Below are 25,536 nucleotides of genomic sequence, written 5' to 3'. Positions count from 1 at the left end.
ACCTCTATATCGTAACCCGTATAATTAACCTGAATCTCTTGCCAAACTAAACCACAATCCGGCCGGGAAGATCTCTCATTTCTAAACATTTCACCAGTCAATTCCCTTTTTGGCCAGCACACCCTTCTGGAAAGGGTGTTTGACTTCCTTCATCTCCGTAACCAGATCAGCCCTTTCGATCAACCACTCTCTGGCATTGCGACCGGTAATGACCATGTGCAATCTACTACCCCGAGCTTCCAGTAATTCCTCGACCTCTTCGTCAGTCACCAAACCAAGATCAACCGCCACATTAAGCTCATCAAGGACAACAAGTTCGTAACCATTTGATCGAATCTTTTCGATAGCGAGCTTGACTCCATTTCGCGCCGCCTGCCGATGTTCCTCGAAATCCTTTCTGTCATTCATGATGCCCACACACCCCTCACCTACAATATTCAGTTCAATGTGTGCGCCAAGCCGTTTGAGTCCCTCAATTTCCCCGTACTTCCAAGTTCCCTTGATAAACTGTATGACACATACATGCCAATCATGTCCAATCGCTCGCAGGCACATACCAAGCGCCGCTGTGGTTTTACCCTTACCGTCGCCGGTATAGACAATCAGCAGTGATTTGCTCTGTTGCTCGGTTTGATTTTCCATCACATCCTCGGTATCATATCCACCGACTGCACCAAGTATCTAAGTTAGCAACCCCAAAGGCCGAATGTCAACAGATGTTGTGGTTCTTTGGGACATCGGGTGACGAACGAGGGAAGATAGCATTTATTTTGACCTAAAGGTCTACATTATGTATAGTTAATTGGTTTGTTGATTTACTGGCTTGCCCGACCGGATTGTAATAGCCATAGGGCGAGGCGCAACGACGACAGATATGGAATCGACCATGCAGTTCACCAAAGCAGAAGAATACGGCATCCTCGGGGTCATGTACCTGGCTGAGAAAGACCAGAATATAGCCACTCCTCTCTCAGAAATTTCGGAAGCAACTGATATCCCGGAGAAATTCTTGGCCAAGATATTTCAGTCTCTTTCCCGGGCAGATATCATCCGTTCCCATCGTGGCGTCAGGGGCGGGTTCTCCCTATCCAGAAACCCCGCTGAAGTAAGTACAAAAGAGGTCTTAGAGGCGATTGTCGGATCGTACCATCTTATGAAATGCACCAATGATCGATCGGCTTGCGACAAAGACGGTTTCTGTGCCCTGAGGGAGTTGTTGGTCCTCGCCGAGAGCAAAATGGTCTCGGTTTTTGAGCATTACACAGTAGAGGACCTGGTCAAGTGGCAGAAGCTCCAGGAGTCCCCTTCCTGAAGGTAATCAGGCCAGTTCTTCATTAGATTTGTGTTTACACTTTACATATTTGACCTTATCTTCCGACACAAATTTTGATTGGTTAAGGAGTCGCCACAAGATGGCTGTAAAACCGGATAGTTGGATAATTGAAATGGCACGGAATCAGGCAATGATTGAACCTTTCTCGGCTGAGCAAGTCAGGACTGGTGTCAGCTATGGTGTATCCTGTTACGGGTATGATTTCCGTCTATCAAACAAGTTCAGAAAACCAGCCTTTGACGGTGTGGCTGAGCTGGACCCTAAACAGGTCGATGACAAACTATTCACTGATGTTAAGGCCGAATCGATCCTGATTCCGGCCAATTCATTCATTCTGGGCAGAACGCTTGAGTACTTCCGTATCCCGCGTGGAGTCATCACAATCTGTACCGGTAAGTCAACTTATGCCCGGTGCGGCATCGTGGTTAATGTTACTCCTTTTGAACCGGAGTGGGAAGGTTTCGCCACCCTTTCACTGGCTAATACCTCGCCGGTACCGGTCCGTATCTATGCCAACGAAGGCATCGGCCAACTGCTGTTTCTTGAGGGTGCTGATAGCTGCCAAAAATCCTATAAGGACAAAAAAGGAAAATACCAGAGCCAGCAGGAGATTACTCTGTCAAAGCTGGACTGAGTTCTATCATAATAGTGAATTGCGACAATTCGTGACATACACATTGCAGGAGATTTGAAATGAGTCAAGAAGCTGTAGCATCAGCTACGGACAAACAGAAAAAACATGACGATCGCAAACGACGCATGGTCACTATCGATGGTAACACGGCGGCGGCCTATGTCGCTCATGCAACCAACGAAGTTATTGCTATTTATCCCATCACTCCGTCATCGGATATGGGTGAGATGTCCGACGCCAAATCGGCCGCCGGTGAGAAGAACATCTGGGGTGCCATCCCCGATGTAATCGAAATGCAATCCGAAGCGGGCGCCTCCGGTGCCGTACATGGAGCATTGACTACCGGCGCTCTCACAACGACCTTTACGGCTTCACAGGGTCTTTTGCTGATGATCCCCAACATGTTCAAGATAGCCGGTGAGTTGACCCCGACTGCGTTCCATGTCACAGCCAGAGCTGTGGCCACCCACGCTCTGTCAATTTTCGGTGATCATAGTGATGTGATGTCGGTTCGAGGTACAGGCTTCGGACTCCTTGCTTCCGGTTCGGTCCAGGAAGTCATGGACTTGGCCTTGATCGTCCAAAGGTCCACGCTGGAGAGCAGAGTACCTTTTGTTCATTTCTTTGACGGTTTCCGTACTTCACACGAAGTACAAAAAGTCCAGGAAATCTGCTACGATGACATGCGCGATCTGCTACCGTCAAAGCTGGTAGCTGCTCAGCGTCAACGCGCCCTCTCCCCCGACAGTCCGACCATCAAGGGTACTTCTCAAAACCCCGATGTTTTCTTCCAGCACCGTGAAACGATAAACAAGTACTACGAGAATACACCGGCTATTGTCCAGAATGCTATGGACAAGTTTGCTTCTGTTGTGGGACGCCAGTATCATCTCTTTGACTACATCGGCCATCCCCAGGCAGAGCACGTCGTGGTTATTATGGGAACCGGCTCCGAAGTCGTTCATGAGACGGTTGATGCTCTCATGGCCAAGGGAGAGAAAGTCGGCCTCATCAAGGTTCGTCTCTATCGGCCATTCTCCGTGGATGCTTTCATGAAGGCTTTGCCAGCCACAGTTAAAAAGATCGCTGTCATGGACCGCACGAAAGAACCCGGTGGCATTGGTGAACCAATGTACATTGACGTACAGGCGGCTGTGACTGAAGCCCTGGCCGACAAGACAGCACCCTTCGCCGAGCACCCGGTCATAGTCGGCGGACGATACGGCCTGGGTTCCCATGAGTTCAATCCCCCCATGGCAAAGGCTGTTTTCGATAACTTGAAAGCGGACGCCCCCAAGAACCACTTTACCGTAGGTATCAATGATGACGTCACCATGACCTCACTTGATTCGGACCTGTCCTTCGATCTCGAAGGTGACAATTTCCGAGGTCTGTTCTTCGGCTTGGGATCGGACGGCACTGTAGGAGCCAACAAGAACTCGATCAAGATCATCGGCGGTAACACAGACAACTTCGCCCAGGGTTACTTTGTCTATGATTCCAAGAAAGCCGGGGCAATCACGGTTTCACATCTGCGCTTTGGCAAAGAACTGATTCGCAAACCTTACCTGATTAATAGCGCGCAATTTGTCGCCTGTCATAATTTCTCGTTCCTTGAGAAATACAACATGGTTGGCAAACTGATTGAGGGCGGCACTTTCCTGCTAAACTCACCGTTTGGAGCGAACGAAGTCTGGGATAACATCCCTAAAGAAGTCCAGCAACAGGTTATCGACAAGAAAGCCAAATTCTTTGTGATTGATGGCATCGCGGTGGCCAAGAAGTTAGGGCTTGGCTCTCGGATCAATATGATCATGCAGACCGCCTTCTTCTTCATCTCCAACATCCTTCCCAAGGACAAGGCCATCGACGCTATCAAGGATGCCATTGTCAAATCCTATGGCAGTAAGGGACAAAAAGTAGTCGATATGAACTTCGCGGCGGTTGATGCCGCCGTTGAGGCTCTCAAAGAAGTGAACTACCCTCACAAGGTCTCCAGCACAATCACCATGCCCCCGATTGTACCGGACCATGCTCCTGAGTTCGTCAAGTCAGTTACAGCTGAAATCATCGCTGGTCGTGGTGATGATCTCCCGGTGTCCGTTTTCCCTGATGACGGTACATACATGACCGCTACAACTCAGTACGAGAAACGTAATATCGCCGTCGATATTCCTGTCTGGGACACGGAGGCGTGCATCCAGTGCAACATTTGCTCGATTGTTTGCCCGCACGCGGCTATCCGCCCCAAAGTCTTCCAGAAAGCTGATCTCGAAGGGGCACCCAAGGCATTTAAGGCGGTCGAAGCCAAAACGAAGGCTTTTAAAGGACTATGGTATTCCCTGCAAGTCGCGCCTGAGGATTGCACCGGATGCGAAATTTGCGTCCATGCCTGCCCAGCCGAAGTCAAGGATACTGAGGGCAACAAGACCGGTAAGTTCGCCATTGAGATGGCTCCTCAGCCACCACTGCGCGAACAGGAGAGAACAAATTGGGATTTCTTCAACAATCAGTTGCCTGAACCGGATCCGGCCCTGTTCAAGATCGAGACCGTCAAGGGTTCCCAATTCGTGAAGCCACTTTTCGAGTTCTCCGGAGCTTGTGCTGGCTGTGGCGAGACACCTTACGTGAAGCTGATGACACAATTGTTCGGCGACCGCGCTCTGTGTGCCAACGCCACCGGGTGCAGTTCGATCTATGGCGGCAACCTCCCAACCACTCCGTTCTGTACTCGAGCCGACGGACTGGGACCGGCCTGGTCCAACTCATTGTTTGAAGATTGTGCCGAGTTCGGCATGGGAATGCGACTAACCGCCGACCAGCTCCAAAGGTATGCGCTGGATCTCACCAAAGAACTTGCACCCGAGATGTATGACGACCTCGCCAACGCCGATCAGGACAATCAGGAGAAGATCGAGGAACAACGCAAACGCGTTGCGGCGCTCGTGGCAAAACTCGACACACTCCCCGATAATGACAAGGTAACGGCGCTCAAGAATGTGGCCAATTTCCTAACCAAAAAGTCCATCTGGGCAATTGGTGGTGATGGGTGGGCGTACGACATCGGGTTCGGTGGACTTGATCATGTACTGGCCTCCGGCCGCAACGTGAACCTTCTGGTCCTCGACACCGAAGTCTACTCCAATACCGGCGGACAGATGTCCAAATCCACTCCGCGCGGTTCGACCGCCAAGTTTGCTGCGGCTGGCAAACCACTTGGCAAAAAGGACCTTGGATTGATGATGATGGCCTACGGTTCGGTGTATGTAGCTCAGGTAGCCATCGGAGCCAGCCACAACCAGACCGTCAAGGCGATGGTTGAAGCTGAACGATTCGACGGCCCCTCCCTTCTCATCTGCTACAGCCATTGTATCGCCCACGGTATTGACATGGCCAGTGGACTTGAACAAGAGGACAAGGCGGTCAAATCCGGCCATTGGATGCTGTACCGCTATAACCCGGATCTCATCGGACTGGGCAAGAACCCGCTACAGCTCGATTCCAAGGCACCGTCCATTTCGTTTAGCGACTTCGCCTATTCGGAGAACCGTTTCCGTACTTTGAAGGCCATGGATCCGGACCGGGCTAAAAACCTGATGGAACTCGGTCAGATCGACTGTGACCGTCGCTGGAACATGTATTCACAATTGGCCAAGATGGACTACTCGCTCAAAGAGAAGTAGTCAAGGGCTGATGCCAATGGCAGGCGTTCTGGCCTGATAACCAGACCAATCCAGGGCGGGTCGTAATGACCCGCCCTTTTCTTGAGTGCATATTCTACACACAGCGAATCAAGAAACCTCTCAATTCGTCCGATAATCGAACAAATAGCTGTTTCAACTGAACGTACCCGGGAGGTATTATGCGTCGAGTTATTATGATTCTCAGTGCCTTGGTCATTCTTCTGGCCGCCGTCACCACCGTCAGTGCCCAGACCGAGCAGGATATCATCGATAAATTCCTCAAGAAAACTGAGGAAAAACACACCAAGAAGCTCAGTTGGATATCTCTGAGTTATACGGCTAATCGAATAAACCGGGATAATTCGTACAACCGGTTCGCCACTGCCAACTCTGCCCGGGTTAACACTGCCGACATTGCCTCGCTCGACCTGGCCTCGTCATTCGGACTTGAAATGGGTCTGCGCATTGGTAATCGGATAGCCTGGACCGTAGGCGGCGAATACTGGATGCAACTCGGATCTGATGAAGCCGGACCTTTCACATACACACCTCCGTCGGGTACACCGATAGAAGTTAGTGATCTCACCAGCAAGATCAAAGTCTACGGGTTCTCCACAGGCATAAACTATTTCCTCAAGAACTCTCCGCAACCAGGGACACCGATCCAAAGTATATCTATTCGCCTTAACTCAACGGTGGGCTTATACAACGCCAGTTGGGACCTTTGGAACGAATATGAAAATCTCAACCTGGCCACGTCGGTTCCGATTGAAGGTAATACTACTTTCAAGGGTTCGGCCCCCGGTATCTCCTTCAATGTAGGTGTGGACTATCCGTTGAATCTCTTTAATCTGGCTCTCTGTGCTGATGCCGGCTACTTCTACCTGAACTTCAAGAACATAGCCTGGTATAATACTCAAGGTGACGAAGTTGTTGTGACCTATGATGAGACAGCCGACAGTCGGGTTGATCTGAACCTGTCTGGATTCCGGGGTAAAGTCGAATTTAGACGGTATTTTCAGTGGTAAGGCTGATCAAACCCTGCTGACGACCGGACTTGACCCAAAGTGGGGACGTATACTTCTGCCCTCTACGAGCAACCAAGCCTAACGGCGAGAGGGGTGCTATGACAATCAATGCAGGGGGGGTTGACACACGGCCTCTACCGAGTATACTTGGCTGTGCCCGTGAACATTAAACGGAGATTGAAACCTGTGATTGGAAGTGAATTTCGGATGAGAAAATTAGCTCTGACTACTCTTGCGCTGATTATGCTGCCGCTGGTAGCAATCAGTGCTGTTAAACTTCCGGCTGACAAAGCCGGGACCATTGGCCTACCTGAGGGGAAAATTGCCTTTCTCAGAAGTGGGAACGTGTGGGTCATGGACGCTGACGGAAAAAACCAGGATATGATCTGCGAGTCCATCAACGCCGACGGCCGTGTCAGCTGGGCACCCGATGGCCGCAGGATCGCCTTCACTCGCTCTGGCAAAGTTGACCTGAAAGGCCCCGACCCTGTCGTGGGCGGTATGCACAAAGTTTATGACATCTTCGTGGCCTGGCTGGATTCGGCATACGCCAACAATAGGATGTGGTGGACACGCCTGACGGACGACCTCGGTAGCAAAGGACCCGAGTGGTCCGCCGACGGACAAACGATCACGTTCTGCAAGGACATGAACGCCAATTTGGTCAATGCCAGCATGCCGAATTACCAGATATGCACTATGGGACCAACCGGTGAGAACTTCCAGATTCTCCGCAACGACTGGCAGAACTTCGATGACGATTTCCTGATCGCCCCGACAGCATCACCACAAGGTAAGATTGCCGCCGTCACTATCTATAAGAAGCGCCCGGTAGGATTTGTCGTCTTTGACAAAGATAACTTTATGGTCCCGGTTGATACCATCCGCGCTCGTTCCGCTAGCAATGTCAAGCTGGTTGCTCCAGCTTTCTCACCCGACGGCGAGTGGCTCGCCTACATAAACAACAACATCAACGATGGCGGATTGTATATAGCCTCCTCAGATCTGAGTGAACACTACCTCGTTTTCACGCCCCCGGTTGGAGCCTATATGTACACTCTCGCGCCATCCTTCTCGCCCGACTCCAAGTGGATAACTTTTTCGACCACCGATGGTTCTGTCTGGATAATCGACATAACCGGCAACGGCGCTCGTCGCCTGACCGGCCCCGGACTGGACAAATTCCCCGCCTGGTCAAAAGCCGTGCCTAAATAGATTTTCAGAATATCTCAAAGAAAGGCCGCTCAAATTGAGCGGCCTTTTTCTATGTCTATCGATGGGATTCTGCTACAACTTTTTCCAGTTGCTCAGAAGTTCGACCATCAGGCGCAATCCGAAACCGGTAGTACCTTTGGGCATATAGGGACGACCTTTCGGTTCCTGGTCCACTGAAGCGATGTCAATATGCACCCACGGCCAATCGCCGACGAATTTCTCAAGAAATACGGTAGCCGTAATAGTCCCCGCATACTTGCCGGCAGAATTGACCATATCGGCCAACGATGATTTCATCTGGTCACGGTGGTAGTCCCAAATCGGCAACTCCCAGACCGGTTCGGCTGTGGCCACCGAGGCATTTATCACTCGTTGCAATAGCTTGTCGTTATTCCCCAGAACAGGCGCTCCGGCATAACCCAAAATGTACTGCGCCGCTCCCGTAAGAGTAGCTATATCCAAGACCGCCTGTGGCTCAAAAGTATTGGCGAAATCAAGTCCGTCGGCGAGAATAAGCCGTCCTTCAGCATCGGTATTTATAACTTCAATAGTCAACCCCTTGCGCGAAGTGATCACATCTCCGGGTTTGGTTGCCGTACCAGAAGGGAGATTCTCGACCGCCGGCATGAGCGCAACCACATTCAGTCGCAGCTCCAGCTGAGCCGCAGCAACAATGGCGGCCAGAACTGTAGCCGCCCCAGCCATATCTCCCCGCATCTCGTGCATCAACAAAGGTGGTTTGAGCGATATACCTCCAGCATCGAAAGTCACTCCCTTACCTACCAACACGACCGGTTTCTGACCCGGATGACCACCTGAGTATTTTAAGATAATGAATTTCGGCGGCTCAACTGACCCCTTGGCCACCGACAATACGGCTCCCATTTTCTGGGCTTCGATTTTCTTCTGATCAAGGATCGTACATTCGAGACCATTAGCCTTCGCCAATTTCTTAGCCAACGTAGCCAACTTGGCAGGTGTCAAATGATTCGAAGGAGTATTGGCCAGACGACGCACCAGACACTGTCCTTCAGCCATAATGCGGCCGCGTGTGACAGCTTTCTCCAACCGCTTTAAAAGACGCTTGTTATCGATTACAAAATTAACCGTCTTGAGTTTGGAATCATCTTCGGCGTTATCCCCGGTCTTGAATTCTCGTTGCTTGAAACCACCCAGAATATAGCCTTCAATCGCTCCCTGATAAAATGTAGCATCTTCCGCCTTGCCAAAGTAGAACGAAGCCGAGGAAGAATTCTTGAGGCCGGGATCTTTGGACAAGCGCCCCGAAGCACGACGGTATGAGTCAGCATCCACCTTGCGGTGGTCACCTATTCCGACGAGAATGGCTCGCTTGGTTGAATAACCAGCCGGGTGCATGATGGTCGCTATCTGTCCTTCTCTGCCCTTGAACTGGCCCGAGTCCAGCAATGTTTCGACAGCCCCGCCCGAAGTTACGTTAAGTTCCCGCAGGGTTTTGTCGGAGATCTTCTCATACTCAGTCGTGAATATCACCAGACTGTCGGCGTCACAATTGGCCGGGTGTTCGGCCGTGTACTTTAGATTCATAGCATAACTCCTTGTTGTTGAGAACAAGCTAAGCATTGGACACAGCGTGGGCAACCGATTTGAACCTGAGACTTCGTTATACTCTGAATAATCACGGAGAGATTCCCCATTTACACTGCAATGAAGATTACCGTACTTATCAGTAGGTTAAGCTGCCTGCCATTTGATGATCAAGGTACATGATTTCAATACCAAACCAACAGGCGAATTGACATGCATAGACAGTTAGAACTCGGATTTAATAAACGATCGATAGTTGCGCTCCGTCTCAACCATATTATCCGAACCAAATTTTTGCAGAAAGGCTTCCGCCAACACCAGGGACGCAACTGTCTCTCCGATGACCGCCAGAGCAGGTACTACACAGTTGTCGGTTCGCTCCACCATTGCTATAGCCGGTTCCTTGGAACGCACATCAACTGTCGCTAGAGGGCGAGTCAAGGTCGAAATCGGCTTACTTGCCACGCGTATGATGATGTCCTCGCCGTTGGTGATACCACCCTCAATGCCGCCGGCGTTGTTGCTCGAACGGTAGAAATATTTCCGGTTCCTGCTCCCCTCAGGGTCGTGAAATATCTGATCGTGTACTTCGGAACCGTGCCGCGTGGCCATTTCAAAACCCATCCCTATTTCCACCCCTTTGACGGAGTGAATAGCCATCATGGCTCCCGCCAGCTGACCGTCAAGTCGATCGTACCACTGCGAGAAGCCACCCAGTCCGACGGGTAGACCACGGATAATTATCTCGGCCACACCACCCAGCGAATCGCCCGCTTCTTTCGCCTCATCTATAGCGTCCTTCATTCTCTCCCCGGTCTCCTTGTCAAGGCAGCGAACTTCGGATGCCTCCGTAACGCTCGTCACTAGACCAAGATCTGAAAGATCAGATTTTCTATCCAGAGCCACTGGTCCTATGCGCACTACGTGAGAAGCGATGGAAACACCGAAATGCTCCAGAAGCTGTCGTGATAAGGCACCCAGAGCAACTCTGGCCGCCGTCTCACGAGCTGAAGCTCGCTCAAGTACGTTGCGCATATCATGGTGGTTCCATTTCACAGCCCCAGCCAGGTCGGCATGCCCCGGTCGCGGACAGGATGTCTGGTACGCCAACCGACGCTCCCCTGGCGACAAATCATCTGGCAGGTCGTTGACGGGATGCATAATTCGCTTCCAGTTGACCCAGTCACGATTGGGAATAACGAATGTAATCGGCCCTCCGATAGTTACTCCCCCCCGAATACCAGAGACAATTTGGACTTGATCGTTCTCGATTTTCATACGTCCGCCCCGACCATATCCCTTCTGACGACGAGCGAGTTGGAAATTGATCTGGTCGATGTTCACTGATAGTCCGGACGGGAGTCCGTCCATAACGGCCGTCAATTGCGGCCCATGAGATTCGCCGGAAGTGAGGTAAGTCAACATGAGCTTAAATTAAGGATTGGTTGAGATAGAGTCAACCGGATAGGACATCACTTGCTCAACTCGGCAGTGCGCTTCTCAGGCAAGGTACTGTCGAAATCCATCTTCGTTAAACGCGACTCAATCCGATCGTCCAGGTTGAGAGCTTCCGACATTGAATGAAGGCGCTTCGAATCAATAGGTGAGATATCTTTCATCTCCGCCAGCACTGCCACCATCCTCTTTACTGAATTATCGATGACATCGAGTTCTCTTGGCAGGGTGTCATAGATCTTCTCCGTTTGTCCTCGCTCAAAGTGCATTCGCATTATCTGGGATCGGCCAAAGATGGCCATGATAGCGTTGTTGAGATAATGTGATAGGGTAGCCATCGCAATATTCTTGGCCTCCTCTGCCCCACGAACGCGTTCCTGCTCCAGAAGCTTCTGAGTAAGTTCCGAACGTTCTTTGAAGAGGTTCTCAATGGTCAGGTACGACTTCCAGATTTCCTGGTTGGCTCGCGTCAGGATTTCTTCGACATTGCCAATATCAACACCCACAAACTCGGCCGTTTCCAAAGTCTTAGGGAGTAATGAAAATGTAACTTCGTCAACCTGTTCCTTGCTGATTCCAAGCTCGTCAACAACCCGGGCAACATCTTCCAGTCGCCTCTCAATTGGTTGTTTGAAGCCAGAGAATTCATCAGTCGTCAGGAGGACAGCCAAACTCACTGAATTTGTCAGTGGGTGACTGTCTTGAAGTTCTGAGATATCGTGGTGTCCTCTTATCGCCTTCAGCACGTAGTCCGGCAATCCCCAGGTCTTAGCCAGGTGATACCCAACCTCCATATGATCAGTGCCGAAAATCTCCCGCTCCGCCTCAACCAGGTTAGGAGCCGAACTCCGTCCGGAGACAATTTCACCATACTCCCGGGGATAGTGATGCAGGAAAAACAGGACTCCAATATCGGTAAGGAGTCCGGCCACGAATGCTTCCTCCGATGCCTGGTGGCCCAAGCACTTGGCCAACTGTTCACTGGCCGCTGCAATCGAAAGAACGTAGGTAAAGAAAGACTTGGGATCTACGCCGGTTTCGGAGGCAACCTTGTCGGGATGAAACACCGAGGTGGACAAAGCCATACACTTAACGGTCGTCATGCCCAGAATCGAAACCGCCTGTTGAACAGTCTTTATCTCGCTGAGCTGGTGATAAAATGAAGAGTTGGCCAGTTGGAGAATTTTGCCGGTGAGTGACGGATCTTTCAGGATTATCTTCGCCAGCGAATCCGGAGAGAAATCATCTTTGCCAACTTCCGCCAGAATCTCCGAGAGCGTCTGTGGTAATGATAGTATCCGGTTGTTTTCTCTGATTTGCTCAATAATTCTCGTTTTATCCACAGCTACCTCTCAGTTTCTCTTTCTCTTATCGACCGATAACCCAAAATCGTTAGCCATGAGGTCAACAACTGGTTGGATAGAATGATCAGCGAGAGTCGAGTACGTGGGCAATAGACTGGATTTTTTCTGTTAATTGCTCGATCCTGAACGGTTTGTACAGCACATCTTCAATCCCAAGGGCCTCGAGTTGAGCGGGATCAATATCGACGCCCCATCCGGTGACCAGCACAATGGGCAGACCAGGGCTGATTCGCCTGATTTGGGCGGCGGCCTCCAGTCCCGACATCTCTGGCATAGCCAGATCCAGCAGAATGATGTCAAATCTTGAATCACGTACCGCCTGTATGGCCTCTTTTCCGGATGTAGCGGTTTTCACACTATAGCCAAGAGACTGACACATGGCCGAGACCAGATCAAGAATAACACTCTGATCATCCACTGCCAGAATTGATACTTCCTTGCTTCCGGCGGAGTACAAAACATCCTTCGGGGATCGAACGGGAAACCTAAACGAGAGATATGTAAGTGTCTGATTCGTCCGGTCATAGGCATATCGACAACCGGTATCGACCGCATGCCTGAGATAGCTATCGGCTGGACGAAATCGCAGGGCTTCCTGCGGAAGTTCGTAATCTCCGAAACCGGACACATGCTCGACGGGAGGAAAGTTCTCCTGATGACGCGAAATGTCAACGTAAACGTATTCACCTTCGCGGTAGCTTGTTACCGCGAGTCGGTCATCCTCTGCGGCAACGGCACCAAACCGATCCAGAGCACCGAGGACCAGATCCTGGACCCGCTGATCGATCGCATCAATTACGGTCTCGGATTTCAATTCCAAACTGAGCTCCCGCGGACGATCACCAATCATATGCAGCTTACCTGATATATGATGCGGCTTCAAAAACGACCGAATCAACACGTCCAGAGTTGGAGCTTCGTCCAGAATCGCTGCTTCATCGGCCGCTGATTCTGCCCCAAAAGTATCTTTCATATATCCCGCAGCCAATTCCGCTTCGATAATAATGCTGCGCAAATGCTCTGCCACCTCACCACCGAGTTCGGGACGCGATATGGCTAGCTCCGCATTTCCGATAATGGCAGAAAGATGGTTATTGAAACGATTCGTCGCAGCCCCAATCTGAAGGCCACTCTCGCCACCTTCCAGCGTTCGTCCCACCCGATGAAGTTCCCCGACCGTCAAACGCATAGAGTACAAAGACATGGCGAGCGTGAGAAGTCGTTCCCACTCTCCACGCTCACTCTCGGTCATATCAAAGACAAAGAGCATCACAACTCCTACTACCTGCTCTACGCAGTGAACAGGACAAGCAGCCACAAACGGCGGTAGACCACGTTCGCCTAACATCCGATACAACCTATCGCGAACGGAGGAATCGAAATCCTCAAGAGCTCTGGCCACGTCCTTCCTACCATACACAAAAGATGGCTCTCCACGATTGGAAGTTGCTCCAACCATTCCTTCACCGGGTAGGATTTCAAGCCCTTCAATCTCGCTGTCACCCAACCGCAGTCCCCCAACCGCCTTCATGCTACCATCTCTGGACCGCACAAAAGTTATTCCCTGACTGCTATTCGGGAGGAGTTTGTTCATTTGCTCAAGGAAAAACGCGGGAGAATCCTGAAAACGACCATCACCATCGAATTGCATCAAGCCCAGTATCGTCTGAAAACCACGACGTTGTGTAACACTAACGCGACGAGTATCATCCCTCTGAAGAGCCAACCGAGCCAGAGGCACGAACATCTCGACCGTTTTTAATTCGTAATCACTCAACTTGAACTGGGAACCCTCACGTCTCAGTAATAGAGCATTTCGGTCCGACGAATCGGGGATCGGAAACACTAAAGTGGAATACGCCACATATTGACGCCCACTATCCGCAGTTGCCTCCTGATTGATGATAAGAGGCTTGTGACGGTCAACGGCATCAACGAGAGCTGTCTTGTAGCTTTCCGATAAGCTTTGCAACGGTTCGCTTCCGCTAAGAACTTGTAATTGGCCGTTAACAATCCCAGCCAAATGCGCTGATCCGGCCGAACCCAACCCTACCAGGCAGCGACAAAATGCAGTCGCAGCATCTGATGAAGTCAAGGCACTCGCTACTTCCAGCACACGCGCCGACAAATCAGCCCTGGCCGTATTGTAGTTTTTTGATTCAGTTTGTGCTGCTGACAATTCCCGTTCCAATCGAGCAGACTTTATTCTCTCAACCAACCACTCGGCCACTGGTTGCAGATAGCGTACTTCCTGATGACTAAATGATCGATCATCATCACCCAGTAGAAGAATGCCTCCGATCTTGTCTACTCCCGAAATCAAGGGCAGAACCAGGGATGATTTGAATCGGGAAGAGTGGATTTTTCCTGATCGATCAACAAGATCAAACGGTCCCCCTAATAGTGGCTCTCCAACATCAAGTGCCTGGCTAACCAGATTGTGCTCCAACGGCAGGTACTCCAGCACCCCCTGTTCCGATTTGGTGAATCCAACTCCGGCGCCAAGAACGAACTGGCGTTGATTGCGATTCAACAGGAAAACTGCTCCGGCACACTCAGGCAACTGGGCAATGATTTCCTTGACCGACATATCAAGCAACGCCATGAGTTGATAGGGACCGCGAGCATCACGCTGCAGGTTATCCAGAATGGACAGTTTCTGATCCCGGATCTCGATCTCACGCCGCTTGCACTGCCAATGATCAGCGTACAGAGCGAGACCAATTGTCACCAAGGCAATCCCAATCAGAAGTACGCCCAACCAAATCACATCAATAATCTGGTAGACTCCGTCAAGGAACCAGTCATTGTACGCGGTTAGATATGTAACACTCCGCCATACTGAAACCAGCACGAGAAGAACCCCTCCCGCCAGGAAGAAACCCCTGCCCGAAACTCCCTCTCCGGCGAACAGTCGTAATCTAACAACCAGAAACACAATCACCAGCACGACGAAAACTGAAAGCAACATATGCGGCCACAACTCCAGCATCAGGGCGTCACCTCCATACAACCGTGCAATGTATAGGCATCGGCCGAGGTAATCCGAATCGGAACAACTTTGCCCGTTTCGACTTCTGCCGCCTCGAAGAGAGCAGTCTTGTTACCTTCAGTCCGAGCACGTAGCACATTGACATCGCGTCGTGAGGTCCCCTCTACCAATCCGTATCTGACCTCACCGACTTCTCGCTGATTACGTTCATTCCCGATTTGCTGCTGGATCTCAATTAGCTGGTTCAGACGGCTAATCTTCTCTTCCTCTGACACGGTATCATCCCAATCAGCCGCTTGCGTACCAGGACGAACCGAGTAACGAAACATGAAGGCCGCATCATACTTAACATGTCGAACAACCTCAAGAGTCATTTCAAATTCCGTCTTCGTCTCCGAGGGAAAACCGACAATCAAATCCGTGGTAAGGGATACATAGTCGAGAGTTTCGCGCAGACGATCAATGATCTTCATGTACTCCTCAATCGTGTAGCCCCGCCCCATCTTCTCCAACACCCGATCCGCTCCCGACTGAAGGGGTAGATGCACATGCGGCATAATCCTCGCTTCACGAGAGATGATATCGATCAGGTGAGAAGATAGATCCTTGGGATGCGAAGTCATAAACCGTACTCGCGGGACCTCGGTTTCGTTCATGACTCTCTCGAGTAATGTTGGGAAATTAACGTCCCCATGTCGGTAGCTGTTGACATTCTGCCCCAGCAGAGTGATTTCAACCACTCCATCCCGGACCAGAGATCGAACGTTCCTGACAATGTGATCGGCCGAGTGAGCTCGTTCAGACCCACGCACATGGGGTACAATACAATATGAGCAGTAATTGTCACAGCCACGAGAAATCGTAACAAACGCGGAAAACGGAGACTCGCGGGATGGCAATATCTCGTCCATGTTCTCATGACCAAACGCGGTCATTACTCGTGTCGTTCCTTCGATATTCTCCAGGACATCTGGCAATTCAAACAGTCGATCTGTGCCCAGAACAAAATCCGCCCCGGGATTGGTCCTTAGAAGGCCCTCCCCCAGCCGTTGGGCCATACAGCCGATCACTGCCACCTTCAGATGTGGTCTGAGACGCTTAAACCGCTTCACTTCGCCTAGTCGCCCAATGACTCTCTGCTCGGCTTTTTCTCGAACTGAGCAAGTATTGAGTATGAGTAAATCCGCCTCTTCCTCCCTGAAAACCTGTTGATACCCACGTGTTGTCATAGTGGCAACTAAGGTTGACGAATCCGCCAGATTCATCTGGCAGCCAAAGGTTGCAATGTGGAAGGTCTCTATTTGACTGTTTCGAGTCACCAGGAATCCTTTGATGGGAACCGAGTCTTCGTTTTCCTGTCTCCGGTCACACAATAGCCAAGTAGCCAGCCCAGATGCAACTAAAACTACAGATGAGACCCCACAAATGCCGTGGTGTATACAACTTCCATCCATCCCCGCAAGCTTCCACTTGACTCAGGGATACAAAAAGAGCGTCACCTCAGATTGAAGTGACGCTCCTGTATATCACGACATTTGATTCAGCGGCTAATACGGATTACCGCACGGCATTGGTCCACCGCTGAAGAGATAGCTGACGAAGTAGGTCAGATCAAGAATATCAACTGTGTGATCGCAATTCAGATTGCCGACGAAGTAGGTCGGAATCGGTCCCGGACCACCCAGGAACAAATAACTTACCATATAAGTTAAGTCCAGGATATTGATTTCACAACTGTAATCCATGTCCCCGTGGAATCGCCAGACCCGGAACAGTACATCAACCCGTTGTGGGCTATTGGCCGCTTCATCCGAATGAACAAAGAAGGAGTCAGGATACTCACCAAACACAAATCCATCGGCGTTAGACCCTATAGAGAAACTCGATGGAACCGTACCGGCCGTATCCGTTGGATACATCCAGGGAACGTTTTCAATGACATACCAGTCCATACAACCACCGTGTACATTATCAACACCCATTCCTATCGGCGGGACAGGTCCCGAGTTCTCCTTCGCAGGAATAACAAAATCGTATCCCGTCAGCCATATCTCGGGTGTCTCGGTGGGCTCTATCACATCATAACGTACGATCACCGTGTCCCACTGGATCAGCGAGGTTTGGGCATAGATCACGATCGTGTCCAGATAGGTCCCCACCGGCAGATTGAGATAGTTGGCCTGAATCATAACACCCGTAGGGGCATTAGGGAAAAGTGCTGTAACCGAAAATAGATCAGATTCCCAGGTGAGATCGAAGCCCATAGGATCTTCACCGCCAACATTGTCCACCGTAAACATTGATATCGGTGGGACATTACCCGCCCCCATTGTGCATTCATATAGCTCCAGATAGACCGTATCGCTGGTCACATACATGTACGCGGGGTTGTCCAGCAAATGAAACTGGAACACTACCGGGAACGGAGAATTAATGGCCTCATTGGAATACACCCAGAGTGTATCGTCATAGATATCACCCGCACTACCGGAAGTGAGTTTGAAACCGACCTCAACCTCCTGTGAAGCCGTACCCGAACTAGGAGTAACGGTGAACAGACGAACAGAACTTTCTTCCAACCAGAAGTTCATAGTACCAGCGCCAGCATTCCTGATTAGAATTGTACGAGGATCAACCGCCATCTTGGCCGTTGGTACCACTATATAGTTAAACGCCGAATCCACTTCAATGATGGGTAAGTCTGATCCGACCGACAGAAACACCGGTACCTTAACAGGATCATTGGATGCCATGGGGTCGGTGATAACAATTGTGTCCACATAATCATCGTATGAGAGACCAGTAATGTTGACAGAGACAGTCACATCGCCAGCATCAGTTCCAGCTCCCGGTGTCAGGCTAAGCCAGCTTTCACTATTGGAGACAGTCCAGTTGAGCGTGGGGCCACCCTCGTTAGTAATCGTAAGAATCTTGGGATCGGGATCATCCTCTCCGGCAACCGCATTGAAATAGAAAACCGTTGGAGTAGCACCGATCTCAGGTGGTGGTGATTCGATTACGAGCTCCACCTTCAAATACTGAGGAGAATTACCTCCCAAAGCCGATTCAACGCGAATCGAATCCAAATAGGTACCCGTCGACATTCCGATCGTGTTCGGCAAAACGCTGATAACTTGCGTGGTCCAGCCCGAACTGGGACTTATAGCCAACCAGGGAATGGTTTCAGAAATATTGATGAACAGCGGTACACCGTCGGAGCTAACCGTAAAGGACTGCGGATCCGGGCTTGACGCCCCCTCCACTGCATCAAAACTCAGCAAATCCGTCGATAGCACAAGGTTCGCCGAAGGAATACAGGCCGTATCATATGCTACAATCCGTCCCTTCCAATAGGGCTGATAGATATGATTGCCCTGACCAACAAGTCCAAAGTCCGATCCAGGTGAGTAGGTCAACGAGTCCAGAGCAATAGAGTCGCAGATATCCCAATCAGACAGAGTGAAATAGTAGCTCGCCCAAATCTGGCTCTCTGGCGCTGAGGCCACTCCGGAAGCGAACAGGAGTGCTCCGCCAAACAGAAAGCGCTGATTACTATTGGTCAGGTCAATGTCGGCGTCTTCATAAAAGAACGGTCCAATATCAAAAGCATTATCCGTCAGATCAGATGCAGTAGCGCTGTCCATTTGAAGATTCGCATTATCCCAGGTAAAACCTGATGTTGCACCTATGAGCAAATTCGCATCATTAAACACCCAGAGATCCATCTGCACGTTATACTGACCAGTAGTATAGTCGGGAATAACAGAAAATACCATTTCTACCGTATCCGCCGCCCCGGCATCATTGGGATCCTGTTCAAACTGAGCCATGGCTGACGTAGTCAATGAGATGACCAGAATCAACCCCAACACAACACGCCACTTCTTCATTTGTATGCCTCCATGCTTGTTACAAACTGTATTTCGCTCACAAGGATTGACCAGCACCCTTCACAGTCTCGAACACACGATCGCCCACTCGAAAACAGGGAGAAGACGTCATTGACCAGGAGAACCAGACGACCGCTGTCATTTTGTATTCGACTCATTTAGAATGCGAGGTTCAAGAAGTTTACGGTCAATTCAACAGAAGACCATTTACCCTTAGAGGTAGTATAGCAATTGTCACCGCACAGTGTCAAGCCCAAATCGCATTCCACGAACCTTACTTCTTCTTGCCAGTGTTCCGGCGCGCTGCGGATTTTTTGACCGTCGACTTACGGACTGAACGGGATTTGCGCTTTTTCGCCTTCTCGATCTCTTCAGCAAAGATCTTTTCAAGCGTATACGATGACGGAGTAAAGTCGAGCAAGCAAACCTCAAACAACTCGTCAACTCGCTCGATGAATGTGAATTTTAGCTTGCGAAGGATCTCCTTCGGCAAGTCTTTAATATCTTTTTCGTTTTCCTTTGGCATAGCCACATGGCTTATACCGGCTCGATAGGCAGCCGAGATTTTTTCCTTGATTCCACCAACCTGAAGCACTCTGCCCCGCAACGTCACTTCTCCGGTAACAGCCACATCGTTCCGAATCGGCCGTTCAGCCATCACTGAAGCAATCACCAAACAGACTGTGACGCCCGCCGAAGGTCCGTCCTTGGGAATAGCCCCGGACGGAAAGTGGATATGAATATCAAACTGACTGAAGTCGTTGGAGTCGATACCAAGAACATCGGATTTGGAACGGACATATGAGTGGGCCGCCAGGATAGACTCTCGCATCACTTCACCCAGCGAACCAGTAGTAATGATCTGCCCCTCCCCCTTCATCTTCAGTCCCTCAATAAACATCAAATCACCACCCGCTCCTGTCCACGCCAAACCAGCGGCTGTGCCAATTTCAGGCGTACTCACAGCTCGCTCGGGGATATAGATTGGCGGACCGAGGTAGGAGATAATATTTCGTTCGTTGATGCTCCATGATTTTCTTGGCTTGGCTGACTTAGCCAGAGTGACCTTACGGCAAATCTTCTCAATCTGCTGCGAGAAGCCAAGTAGACCGGCTTCCATAGTATAATTCGAAATGATCCTGGTCAAAATTTTGTCCGTGAAAGATAATTCCGATTTCCGCAAACCATGAGCCTTGAGTAGTCTCGGAATGAGAAATTTTTTCGAAATAGCAATTTTCTCGCGTTCAATATAGCCGGGTAACTCCAGAATCTCAAATCGCGGTATGAACTGTTCCGGTATCTCCTCGAATGACCGCACAGAGCAGATGAACAGAATACGGCTGAAATCGAAATGAACCCCAAGATAGTTGTCCAGGAAACGTGAGTTCCATCGATTGTCTACAACCTCAAGCAGGGCCGTATTGACAGAGGAGTCGTTGTCCATATTGAAATAGTCAATGTCCTCAATCAGCACCACCGGGTCACAGGTACCCGCATCGCGCAGAGTGCGAACAATCTTGCCCGGCATAGCACCCATAAATGTCCGGGGCGACCCCTTGACCTCAGCAACGTCCGATATCCCACCCACCGAGATTCGAACGAATTCTTTGCCCAGCGCGTGGGCGATCGCTTTGGCCAATGATGCCTTACCCGTACCGGGAGCACCCACAAGGCAGAGAGTCGGAATGACATTAGCGCCACCAGCCAACTTGCGCACTGAAAGACGTTCCAATATCTGTTCGCGAATGTTCGCGGGACCGTAATAGTCTTTCTCCAGTATCCGCGATACGTCGGCGATCTCGTAATCCTCGGGAGTACATTTCCCCCATGGCATGGCAAGAATCCAATCAAGGTAGCTCTTGACATCACCATACTCAGCCGAGGCAGGAGACAACTGCGATAGACGGTCGATTTCAATCGTCGCCCGAGCCACCACTTCCGACGGCAGCTTGGGGGTGTCCTTCAATATCTTATGAAACCGCACCGCCTCTCGCTCCTCAGACAAATCCTCGCCCAGCTGACGGCGAATCTCATGGAGTTGCTGTTTGAGGTAAGAGCGCTTTTGTTCTTCGGCAATTGTGGACTTGACATTCTCATCAATACTACGAGACGTCGCTACCCGGTTCAATTCGGCATTCAGGTTAGACAGGAGGTTCTCGTACCGCTTTTTGAGGTCAGCCGTATCCAGTAGCTTCTGCTTGCTGGACAGAGGGAAATGAAACAGAGAAGCAGCCTTATCTGCAAGTAAGGACGGGTCATTCTGATTCATCCGCAGAACATTCAGTACTTCGGACGAATAGCCGGGATCAAGCTCAGTAATCTCTTTGGCAATCGAGATCACGGCATCAACTTTGGTCTTCAATTTTCGATTTACTGACTTGGGCCACTGGAGATAACTCACCGTCGCCATCAGATAAGGTTTCTGACTGACAATCTTAGTGATTACAACCCGCTGCATTCCCTCCAGCGTAACAACCAGCGAATCGGCAGGTCCTTCCCGACTGTCACGAACAGTTGCAGTCACACCAACCTGGTGAATTGATCCACCATTCTGGTCACCGGGATGCGAGGATGAATATGAAGCCACAAACTCGCGTTTGCCATCCAGGCAATACCTAATCAGCTCCAGGTTGTCAAGTCGCCCAATCTGCAACGTCATCATCGTTCCGGGAAACAGAACGCCAGTCTGAAGCGGCAGAACCGGGAATCGATCCTCCTGATCCGAAGGCAGAATTGGAAGACTGCCTTTGGGCGGTACAATGGTCGGTGTTTTCCTGTCAGTACTACTCACTGCACATGATCTCCTTTCACTTGAGAAAAGGTAGACCGACCGTAGCGCAAATGTCAATTTTAATTTGTTGGGGACCGGTGATCATTCCCTGTCGAGAATAGAAGCCGATCAGTTCACCGGTCCCGATTCCCTTCCTGAGATCATATCGCGCAGTTCGTAGTCCGGATGGTCTCGGAGATTCTCCACGTTAATATCTATCCTGGTTGGATCGATCTGCAACCGGTAATAACCGAGACGATTGTTCTCAAAGACGGGCCAACTCATTCCCAACCCGGCCGCAATTTCATTCTTCATCCTGTACAGGTAACGCGCCTGGTTGAATCCCATCTCAATGTCTTCCTTATAAATCCAACCCCCATCGCTGCACAACCGGCCCCAGGCCAGCTTGGTAAAGTACTTAAACGACTTCCCCGTCAGCCGAACCGGAAAGCCATCAATCCTGACCAGATAGCGTTCCCGTTCGTAACTGCCATCGACAATAATCGATTCGGGTTGTGCCACCAGCACCGGCCCACGCGCCGTCACTCGTTCTTCGGTTCCAACATTGGACTGCATGTCTACCTCCTGTTTTAGTATTTCCACTTTCTCCATAAATGACATAAACTTACGAGCATTATCGATAATTTCCCTGAGTCTCTCGGAAGAACAGTCAAAAACGTCTCTCAAACTGACGAGACCGGCCTCCTTCAGAGCAACAAAATCAGACCTGACCAGACTACTGCCGAAGTGCCCGTACAACTCCCGCAGATCAGCCACCAATCCAAAACGAAGACCGAATACGAGGCCCTCAAGTTCACAATTTGACCCTGCCTGCCGATTCCCGACATCATCAAGACGTCTCAGCGCCATCACCAGGTGGGCCGCCTGATCCCCAAGATTCATTATCTGACCGAGATGAGCTTGAAAACGCTCCTCGAGACGTTTCACCGGTGTCATGCTAATCCATTCGCAGAGCATCAGCAGCCCCTTCAGGCGTACCGCGACAGATCTGCCAAGCGGCTCGCTGTTCGATGGTCGACCAATCAACATCGCCGCTGCGTCAACCAAATGATCATAGTGCTGCCACAACAGTTTCGCTGGACCGTTGCCCACCTGTTCCAACCGCGTCAGCATCCCCGCCGGCGGTTCCCAATCCGGCGCACTCAAAGCCAACGCAAGCCATGCCTCGAGAGATTCGGGCCTGTGATCGTTGAGCTTTTGTTGGAAAAAACCTGCCTGCCTGACCGAAAGCCCGATCAGTGCTACCGTCCGTCCAAGCGGGGTAACAATAATAGTGTCATCCAGCTCCAGTCGTACCAATCCCCTGTCTTGCAGGCACTGCAATGCCGTATCGAAATCAGGGGACAGTCCACCAACAATACTCACGGAATCATCAACCGGCCCAACGGCCGCATACAAGGTATTCGCAAACAATGAATCCAGATCCGTTCTGGCGCAGGCGACCCCGGCGACTGCCATGTTTAACACCCAATCCTCAAGCGGCAGACTTCCCAGAGCAGACCTGATCGGCGCCGATGTTTCCGGCATGATATAATTGCGCCAGAGGACATCGCGGTCAAACTCCGAGACCGCCAGGACAATCGCCCGACCGGGGAAATCACCCGAAAGCCCCAGACGTCCAGCTCGACCGGTAATATTGTCAAACTCCGCCAGACTGATCGGCACCAGTAAAGGACTGCCGGCATAGGTTCCATCGGTGTATTTGACCGTCTCAAGCAAAACTCGTTCGGCCGGGAGATCAACCCCCATAGCTAAAGTAGTAGTTGAGAATAACACCATAATATCATGTCGCGTAAAGGCATTCTCTACAATTGTACGCTGCCTTGATGACAAATCGGCGCTATGAAACCCCACTCCACGGCTGAGCGTTTGGGTGAGTGTGCGGATCAAGAAGGACGGCTCCTCGGCCTTGAGTTCCTCAATTGCCTGTTCGGCCGGTGCCCAGGCGACTGATGCGGCCAGTTTGAAAGCACAATCAATCGTCTCGCGGCGCGACTTCAGAAACACCAATGTCGGAACCGCCTCTTTTCTCAATTGGTTGGCGAAAGACTCGAAAGGCTCATCTCCCGCTTCCGGTGTTTCAAACGGTTCGCTCCCGTCTACACCGTCATTGTAGGACCGGTACCGGAAAGATCCTTCGGCGGCCACCCCGCGCAGAAGATCAACCGGACGTGTTGTCTCCTCTATCAGCGTGGCTCCCAACCAGTCAGCCAACCGACCTGCGGCTGTGTCCGAGTCACCAATGACAGCCGACAGCCCCACCAGCGAAGGAGTATAGACAGAGGAGATAACTTTGGTCAGTAACCGTTCAAGTACCGCCCCTCGCTTTGGCTCGGCAATCGTCTGAATCTCATCAATCACTATCAGCCCAATCCCCCCCAGCGCATCAAGATTGGCCGTCAGCAACAAATCGAACTTCTCATAGATAACAACTGCGACCTGGTACTCACCACGGGCCAAGAGAGCATCGTTCTCCGGGTGATCGCCGGTAGCTATGATGCACTTTATTCCCAGCGGAGCGTAAGTCTCCTCCAAGACACGGTACTTCTGCTCCGCAAGTGATTTCAACGGATACAGCAGCACTGTCTTTTGTCGTGATGTCAGCGCCTGTATCATGGCCATCTCAGCACAAAATGATTTGCCCGATCCGGTGGGCGCTGAGACCAACGTTCGCAGCGACACTCGACTGAGGTCCTGCCCCTCCATGCCAAGCAACCCCTTCCGTACTGCTTTGCTCTGCACCGGTAGCAGACGTGACCCCTGGCGGTCATTCCAGATGTCGATGATCCGCGACGGTATTCCCCATTTTTGTAAATCCATAACTGTCATATCGCCCTCTGACTCCTCACTCCAGGCTCGTTTCCCAGCCATCAATGGTATCCCATCGATCCATAATCAGCAGCAACTCCCCCAACCGCAGGCGGGACAACTGAAACAGCTCCCCAAGCGCACCATACCCGACCCACAGTCGGGACAGCTAGCAGCATTAACATAGTGACACCGATCAGGCGAAGCACCAGCCTCGCCAATGCGGTTGCGTACAGTATCACTGCATACAGTATCACTGCGGACAGTATCACTGTGAACCAAATCCTGGCTGATCTCAACCCAGGGATATGATATTTCTCCTTCACCCGCCACAGACATAACACCGACATCCGAGCGGCCTTGATCCAGTGGGCGGCAGACGCCCCCGTCTGCCCCATTCATATGAAGTGGCGGTGGGGCAAGTTGCAGTGATACTGTCGGCCTGCCGCTTGACGGGGCATGGAATTTCTTCTCCGTGTCAAGCCGACAGGCGGCTTGATCTACATGATTTTCACTTGCATTGTGTCCAAAAAGGAACTCCGACATGCTCTTTCCTTTCTCCAGCTACTTCCTTGTATCGGCTTGTAATCAACAATACTGCACATTTGTGCAGTTGTCAAGCAAATTAATCAGGAAAAACTCACGGGGTAATGAAGACGCCAAGAAGGTTGCGGTATTAGTATGACTGATAGTAGGTTACAAATTGTGTAGGTCGTGGTTCCGAGTGAGTCCGGCGTCAGACGGACAAATGAGAAACCCGACATCTGGGTTTCCAGT

The 25,536-nt window shown here is 50.9% G+C and carries 15 protein-coding genes; 5 read left to right on the top strand and 10 right to left on the bottom strand.

The genetic code is table 11. The features are described from left to right. Window positions 1-90: 90 nt before the first annotated feature. The gene (gene cobO, locus KOO62_07205) at window positions 91-642 is read right to left on the bottom strand and encodes a cob(I)yrinic acid a,c-diamide adenosyltransferase (GenBank protein MBU8933779.1); all 552 of its coding nucleotides are present in this window, start codon (window positions 640-642) and stop codon (window positions 91-93) included. Between the two features lie 232 nt (window positions 643-874). On the opposite strand from cobO, the gene KOO62_07200 reads away from it, so the two are divergent. The 5 genes from KOO62_07200 to KOO62_07180 all read left to right on the top strand — a co-directional run bounded on the left by KOO62_07200 (window position 875) and on the right by KOO62_07180 (window position 7,893). After that, window positions 875-1,312 carry an Rrf2 family transcriptional regulator gene (locus KOO62_07200; protein MBU8933778.1) on the top strand — a complete coding sequence of 146 codons (438 nt, stop codon included), beginning with the start codon at window positions 875-877 and terminating at the stop codon, window positions 1,310-1,312. Window positions 1,313-1,412: 100 nt separating this feature from the next. Further along, window positions 1,413-1,967: a dCTP deaminase gene (gene dcd, locus KOO62_07195; protein ID MBU8933777.1), complete on the top strand. Its 555-nt coding sequence runs from the start codon at window positions 1,413-1,415 to the stop codon at window positions 1,965-1,967. Window positions 1,968-2,026: 59 nt separating this feature from the next. Further along, window positions 2,027-5,650 (top strand): pyruvate:ferredoxin (flavodoxin) oxidoreductase, encoded by a 3,624-nt coding sequence (gene nifJ / locus KOO62_07190; protein ID MBU8933776.1) that lies wholly within the window; start codon window positions 2,027-2,029, stop codon window positions 5,648-5,650. Window positions 5,651-5,829: 179 nt separating this feature from the next. Further along, window positions 5,830-6,678, top strand: a complete 849-nt coding sequence (locus KOO62_07185; protein ID MBU8933775.1) for a hypothetical protein — start codon at window positions 5,830-5,832, stop codon at window positions 6,676-6,678. Window positions 6,679-6,885: 207 nt separating this feature from the next. Beyond that, the gene (locus tag KOO62_07180) at window positions 6,886-7,893 is read left to right on the top strand and encodes a hypothetical protein (protein ID MBU8933774.1); all 1,008 of its coding nucleotides are present in this window, start codon (window positions 6,886-6,888) and stop codon (window positions 7,891-7,893) included. A gap of 72 nt (window positions 7,894-7,965) precedes the next feature. Here the strand turns inward: KOO62_07180 and KOO62_07175 are convergent, their stop codons facing one another. The 9 genes from KOO62_07175 to KOO62_07135 form a co-directional block, all read right to left on the bottom strand. Next, window positions 7,966-9,459 carry a leucyl aminopeptidase gene (locus tag KOO62_07175; protein MBU8933773.1) on the bottom strand — a complete coding sequence of 498 codons (1,494 nt, stop codon included), beginning with the start codon at window positions 9,457-9,459 and terminating at the stop codon, window positions 7,966-7,968. Window positions 9,460-9,684: 225 nt separating this feature from the next. Then, a complete protein-coding gene (aroC, locus tag KOO62_07170; protein MBU8933772.1) occupies window positions 9,685-10,884 on the bottom strand; it encodes a chorismate synthase in 1,200 nt (399 codons plus the stop codon). 47 nt (window positions 10,885-10,931) lie between these two features. Next, the gene (locus KOO62_07165; GenBank protein ID MBU8933771.1) at window positions 10,932-12,257 is read right to left on the bottom strand and encodes an HDOD domain-containing protein; all 1,326 of its coding nucleotides are present in this window, start codon (window positions 12,255-12,257) and stop codon (window positions 10,932-10,934) included. An 85-nt stretch (window positions 12,258-12,342) separates the two neighbouring features. Beyond that, window positions 12,343-15,270: a response regulator gene (locus KOO62_07160; GenBank protein MBU8933770.1), complete on the bottom strand. Its 2,928-nt coding sequence runs from the start codon at window positions 15,268-15,270 to the stop codon at window positions 12,343-12,345. Continuing rightward, window positions 15,270-16,589: a tRNA (N6-isopentenyl adenosine(37)-C2)-methylthiotransferase MiaB gene (gene miaB / locus KOO62_07155; protein ID MBU8933769.1), complete on the bottom strand. Its 1,320-nt coding sequence runs from the start codon at window positions 16,587-16,589 to the stop codon at window positions 15,270-15,272. Before miaB ends, KOO62_07160 begins: the two co-directional genes overlap by 1 nt. A gap of 228 nt (window positions 16,590-16,817) precedes the next feature. Further along, window positions 16,818-19,160 (bottom strand): hypothetical protein, encoded by a 2,343-nt coding sequence (locus tag KOO62_07150; protein ID MBU8933768.1) that lies wholly within the window; start codon window positions 19,158-19,160, stop codon window positions 16,818-16,820. A 274-nt stretch (window positions 19,161-19,434) separates the two neighbouring features. Next, window positions 19,435-21,951 carry an endopeptidase La gene (lon, locus tag KOO62_07145; protein MBU8933767.1) on the bottom strand — a complete coding sequence of 839 codons (2,517 nt, stop codon included), beginning with the start codon at window positions 21,949-21,951 and terminating at the stop codon, window positions 19,435-19,437. Window positions 21,952-22,059: 108 nt separating this feature from the next. Further along, window positions 22,060-24,822 carry a DEAD/DEAH box helicase gene (locus tag KOO62_07140; GenBank protein ID MBU8933766.1) on the bottom strand — a complete coding sequence of 921 codons (2,763 nt, stop codon included), beginning with the start codon at window positions 24,820-24,822 and terminating at the stop codon, window positions 22,060-22,062. Between the two features lie 24 nt (window positions 24,823-24,846). Next, window positions 24,847-25,305: a hypothetical protein gene (locus KOO62_07135; GenBank protein MBU8933765.1), complete on the bottom strand. Its 459-nt coding sequence runs from the start codon at window positions 25,303-25,305 to the stop codon at window positions 24,847-24,849. Window positions 25,306-25,536 lie beyond the last annotated feature (231 nt).

It is taken from the genome of Candidatus Zixiibacteriota bacterium (assembly GCA_019038695.1).
Classification (GTDB): domain Bacteria; phylum Zixibacteria; class MSB-5A5; order GN15; family FEB-12; genus B120-G9.
The sequence above is the reverse complement of the archived record's forward strand: the minus strand, read 5'-3'. Positions and strand labels throughout refer to the sequence as shown.

Coding starts and splice junctions, on each gene's coding strand:
- cobO (MBU8933779.1), bottom strand. CDS start 642: ATGGAAAATCAAACCGAGCAACAGAGCAAATCACTGCTGATTGTCTAT.
- KOO62_07200 (MBU8933778.1), top strand. CDS start 875: ATGGAATCGACCATGCAGTTCACCAAAGCAGAAGAATACGGCATCCTC.
- dcd (MBU8933777.1), top strand. CDS start 1,413: ATGGCTGTAAAACCGGATAGTTGGATAATTGAAATGGCACGGAATCAG.
- nifJ (MBU8933776.1), top strand. CDS start 2,027: ATGAGTCAAGAAGCTGTAGCATCAGCTACGGACAAACAGAAAAAACAT.
- KOO62_07185 (MBU8933775.1), top strand. CDS start 5,830: ATGCGTCGAGTTATTATGATTCTCAGTGCCTTGGTCATTCTTCTGGCC.
- KOO62_07180 (MBU8933774.1), top strand. CDS start 6,886: ATGAGAAAATTAGCTCTGACTACTCTTGCGCTGATTATGCTGCCGCTG.
- KOO62_07175 (MBU8933773.1), bottom strand. CDS start 9,459: ATGAATCTAAAGTACACGGCCGAACACCCGGCCAATTGTGACGCCGAC.
- aroC (MBU8933772.1), bottom strand. CDS start 10,884: ATGTTGACTTACCTCACTTCCGGCGAATCTCATGGGCCGCAATTGACG.
- KOO62_07160 (MBU8933770.1), bottom strand. CDS start 15,270: ATGCTGGAGTTGTGGCCGCATATGTTGCTTTCAGTTTTCGTCGTGCTG.
- KOO62_07150 (MBU8933768.1), bottom strand. CDS start 19,160: ATGAAGAAGTGGCGTGTTGTGTTGGGGTTGATTCTGGTCATCTCATTG.
- KOO62_07140 (MBU8933766.1), bottom strand. CDS start 24,822: ATGGCTGGGAAACGAGCCTGGAGTGAGGAGTCAGAGGGCGATATGACA.
- KOO62_07135 (MBU8933765.1), bottom strand. CDS start 25,305: ATGTCGGAGTTCCTTTTTGGACACAATGCAAGTGAAAATCATGTAGAT.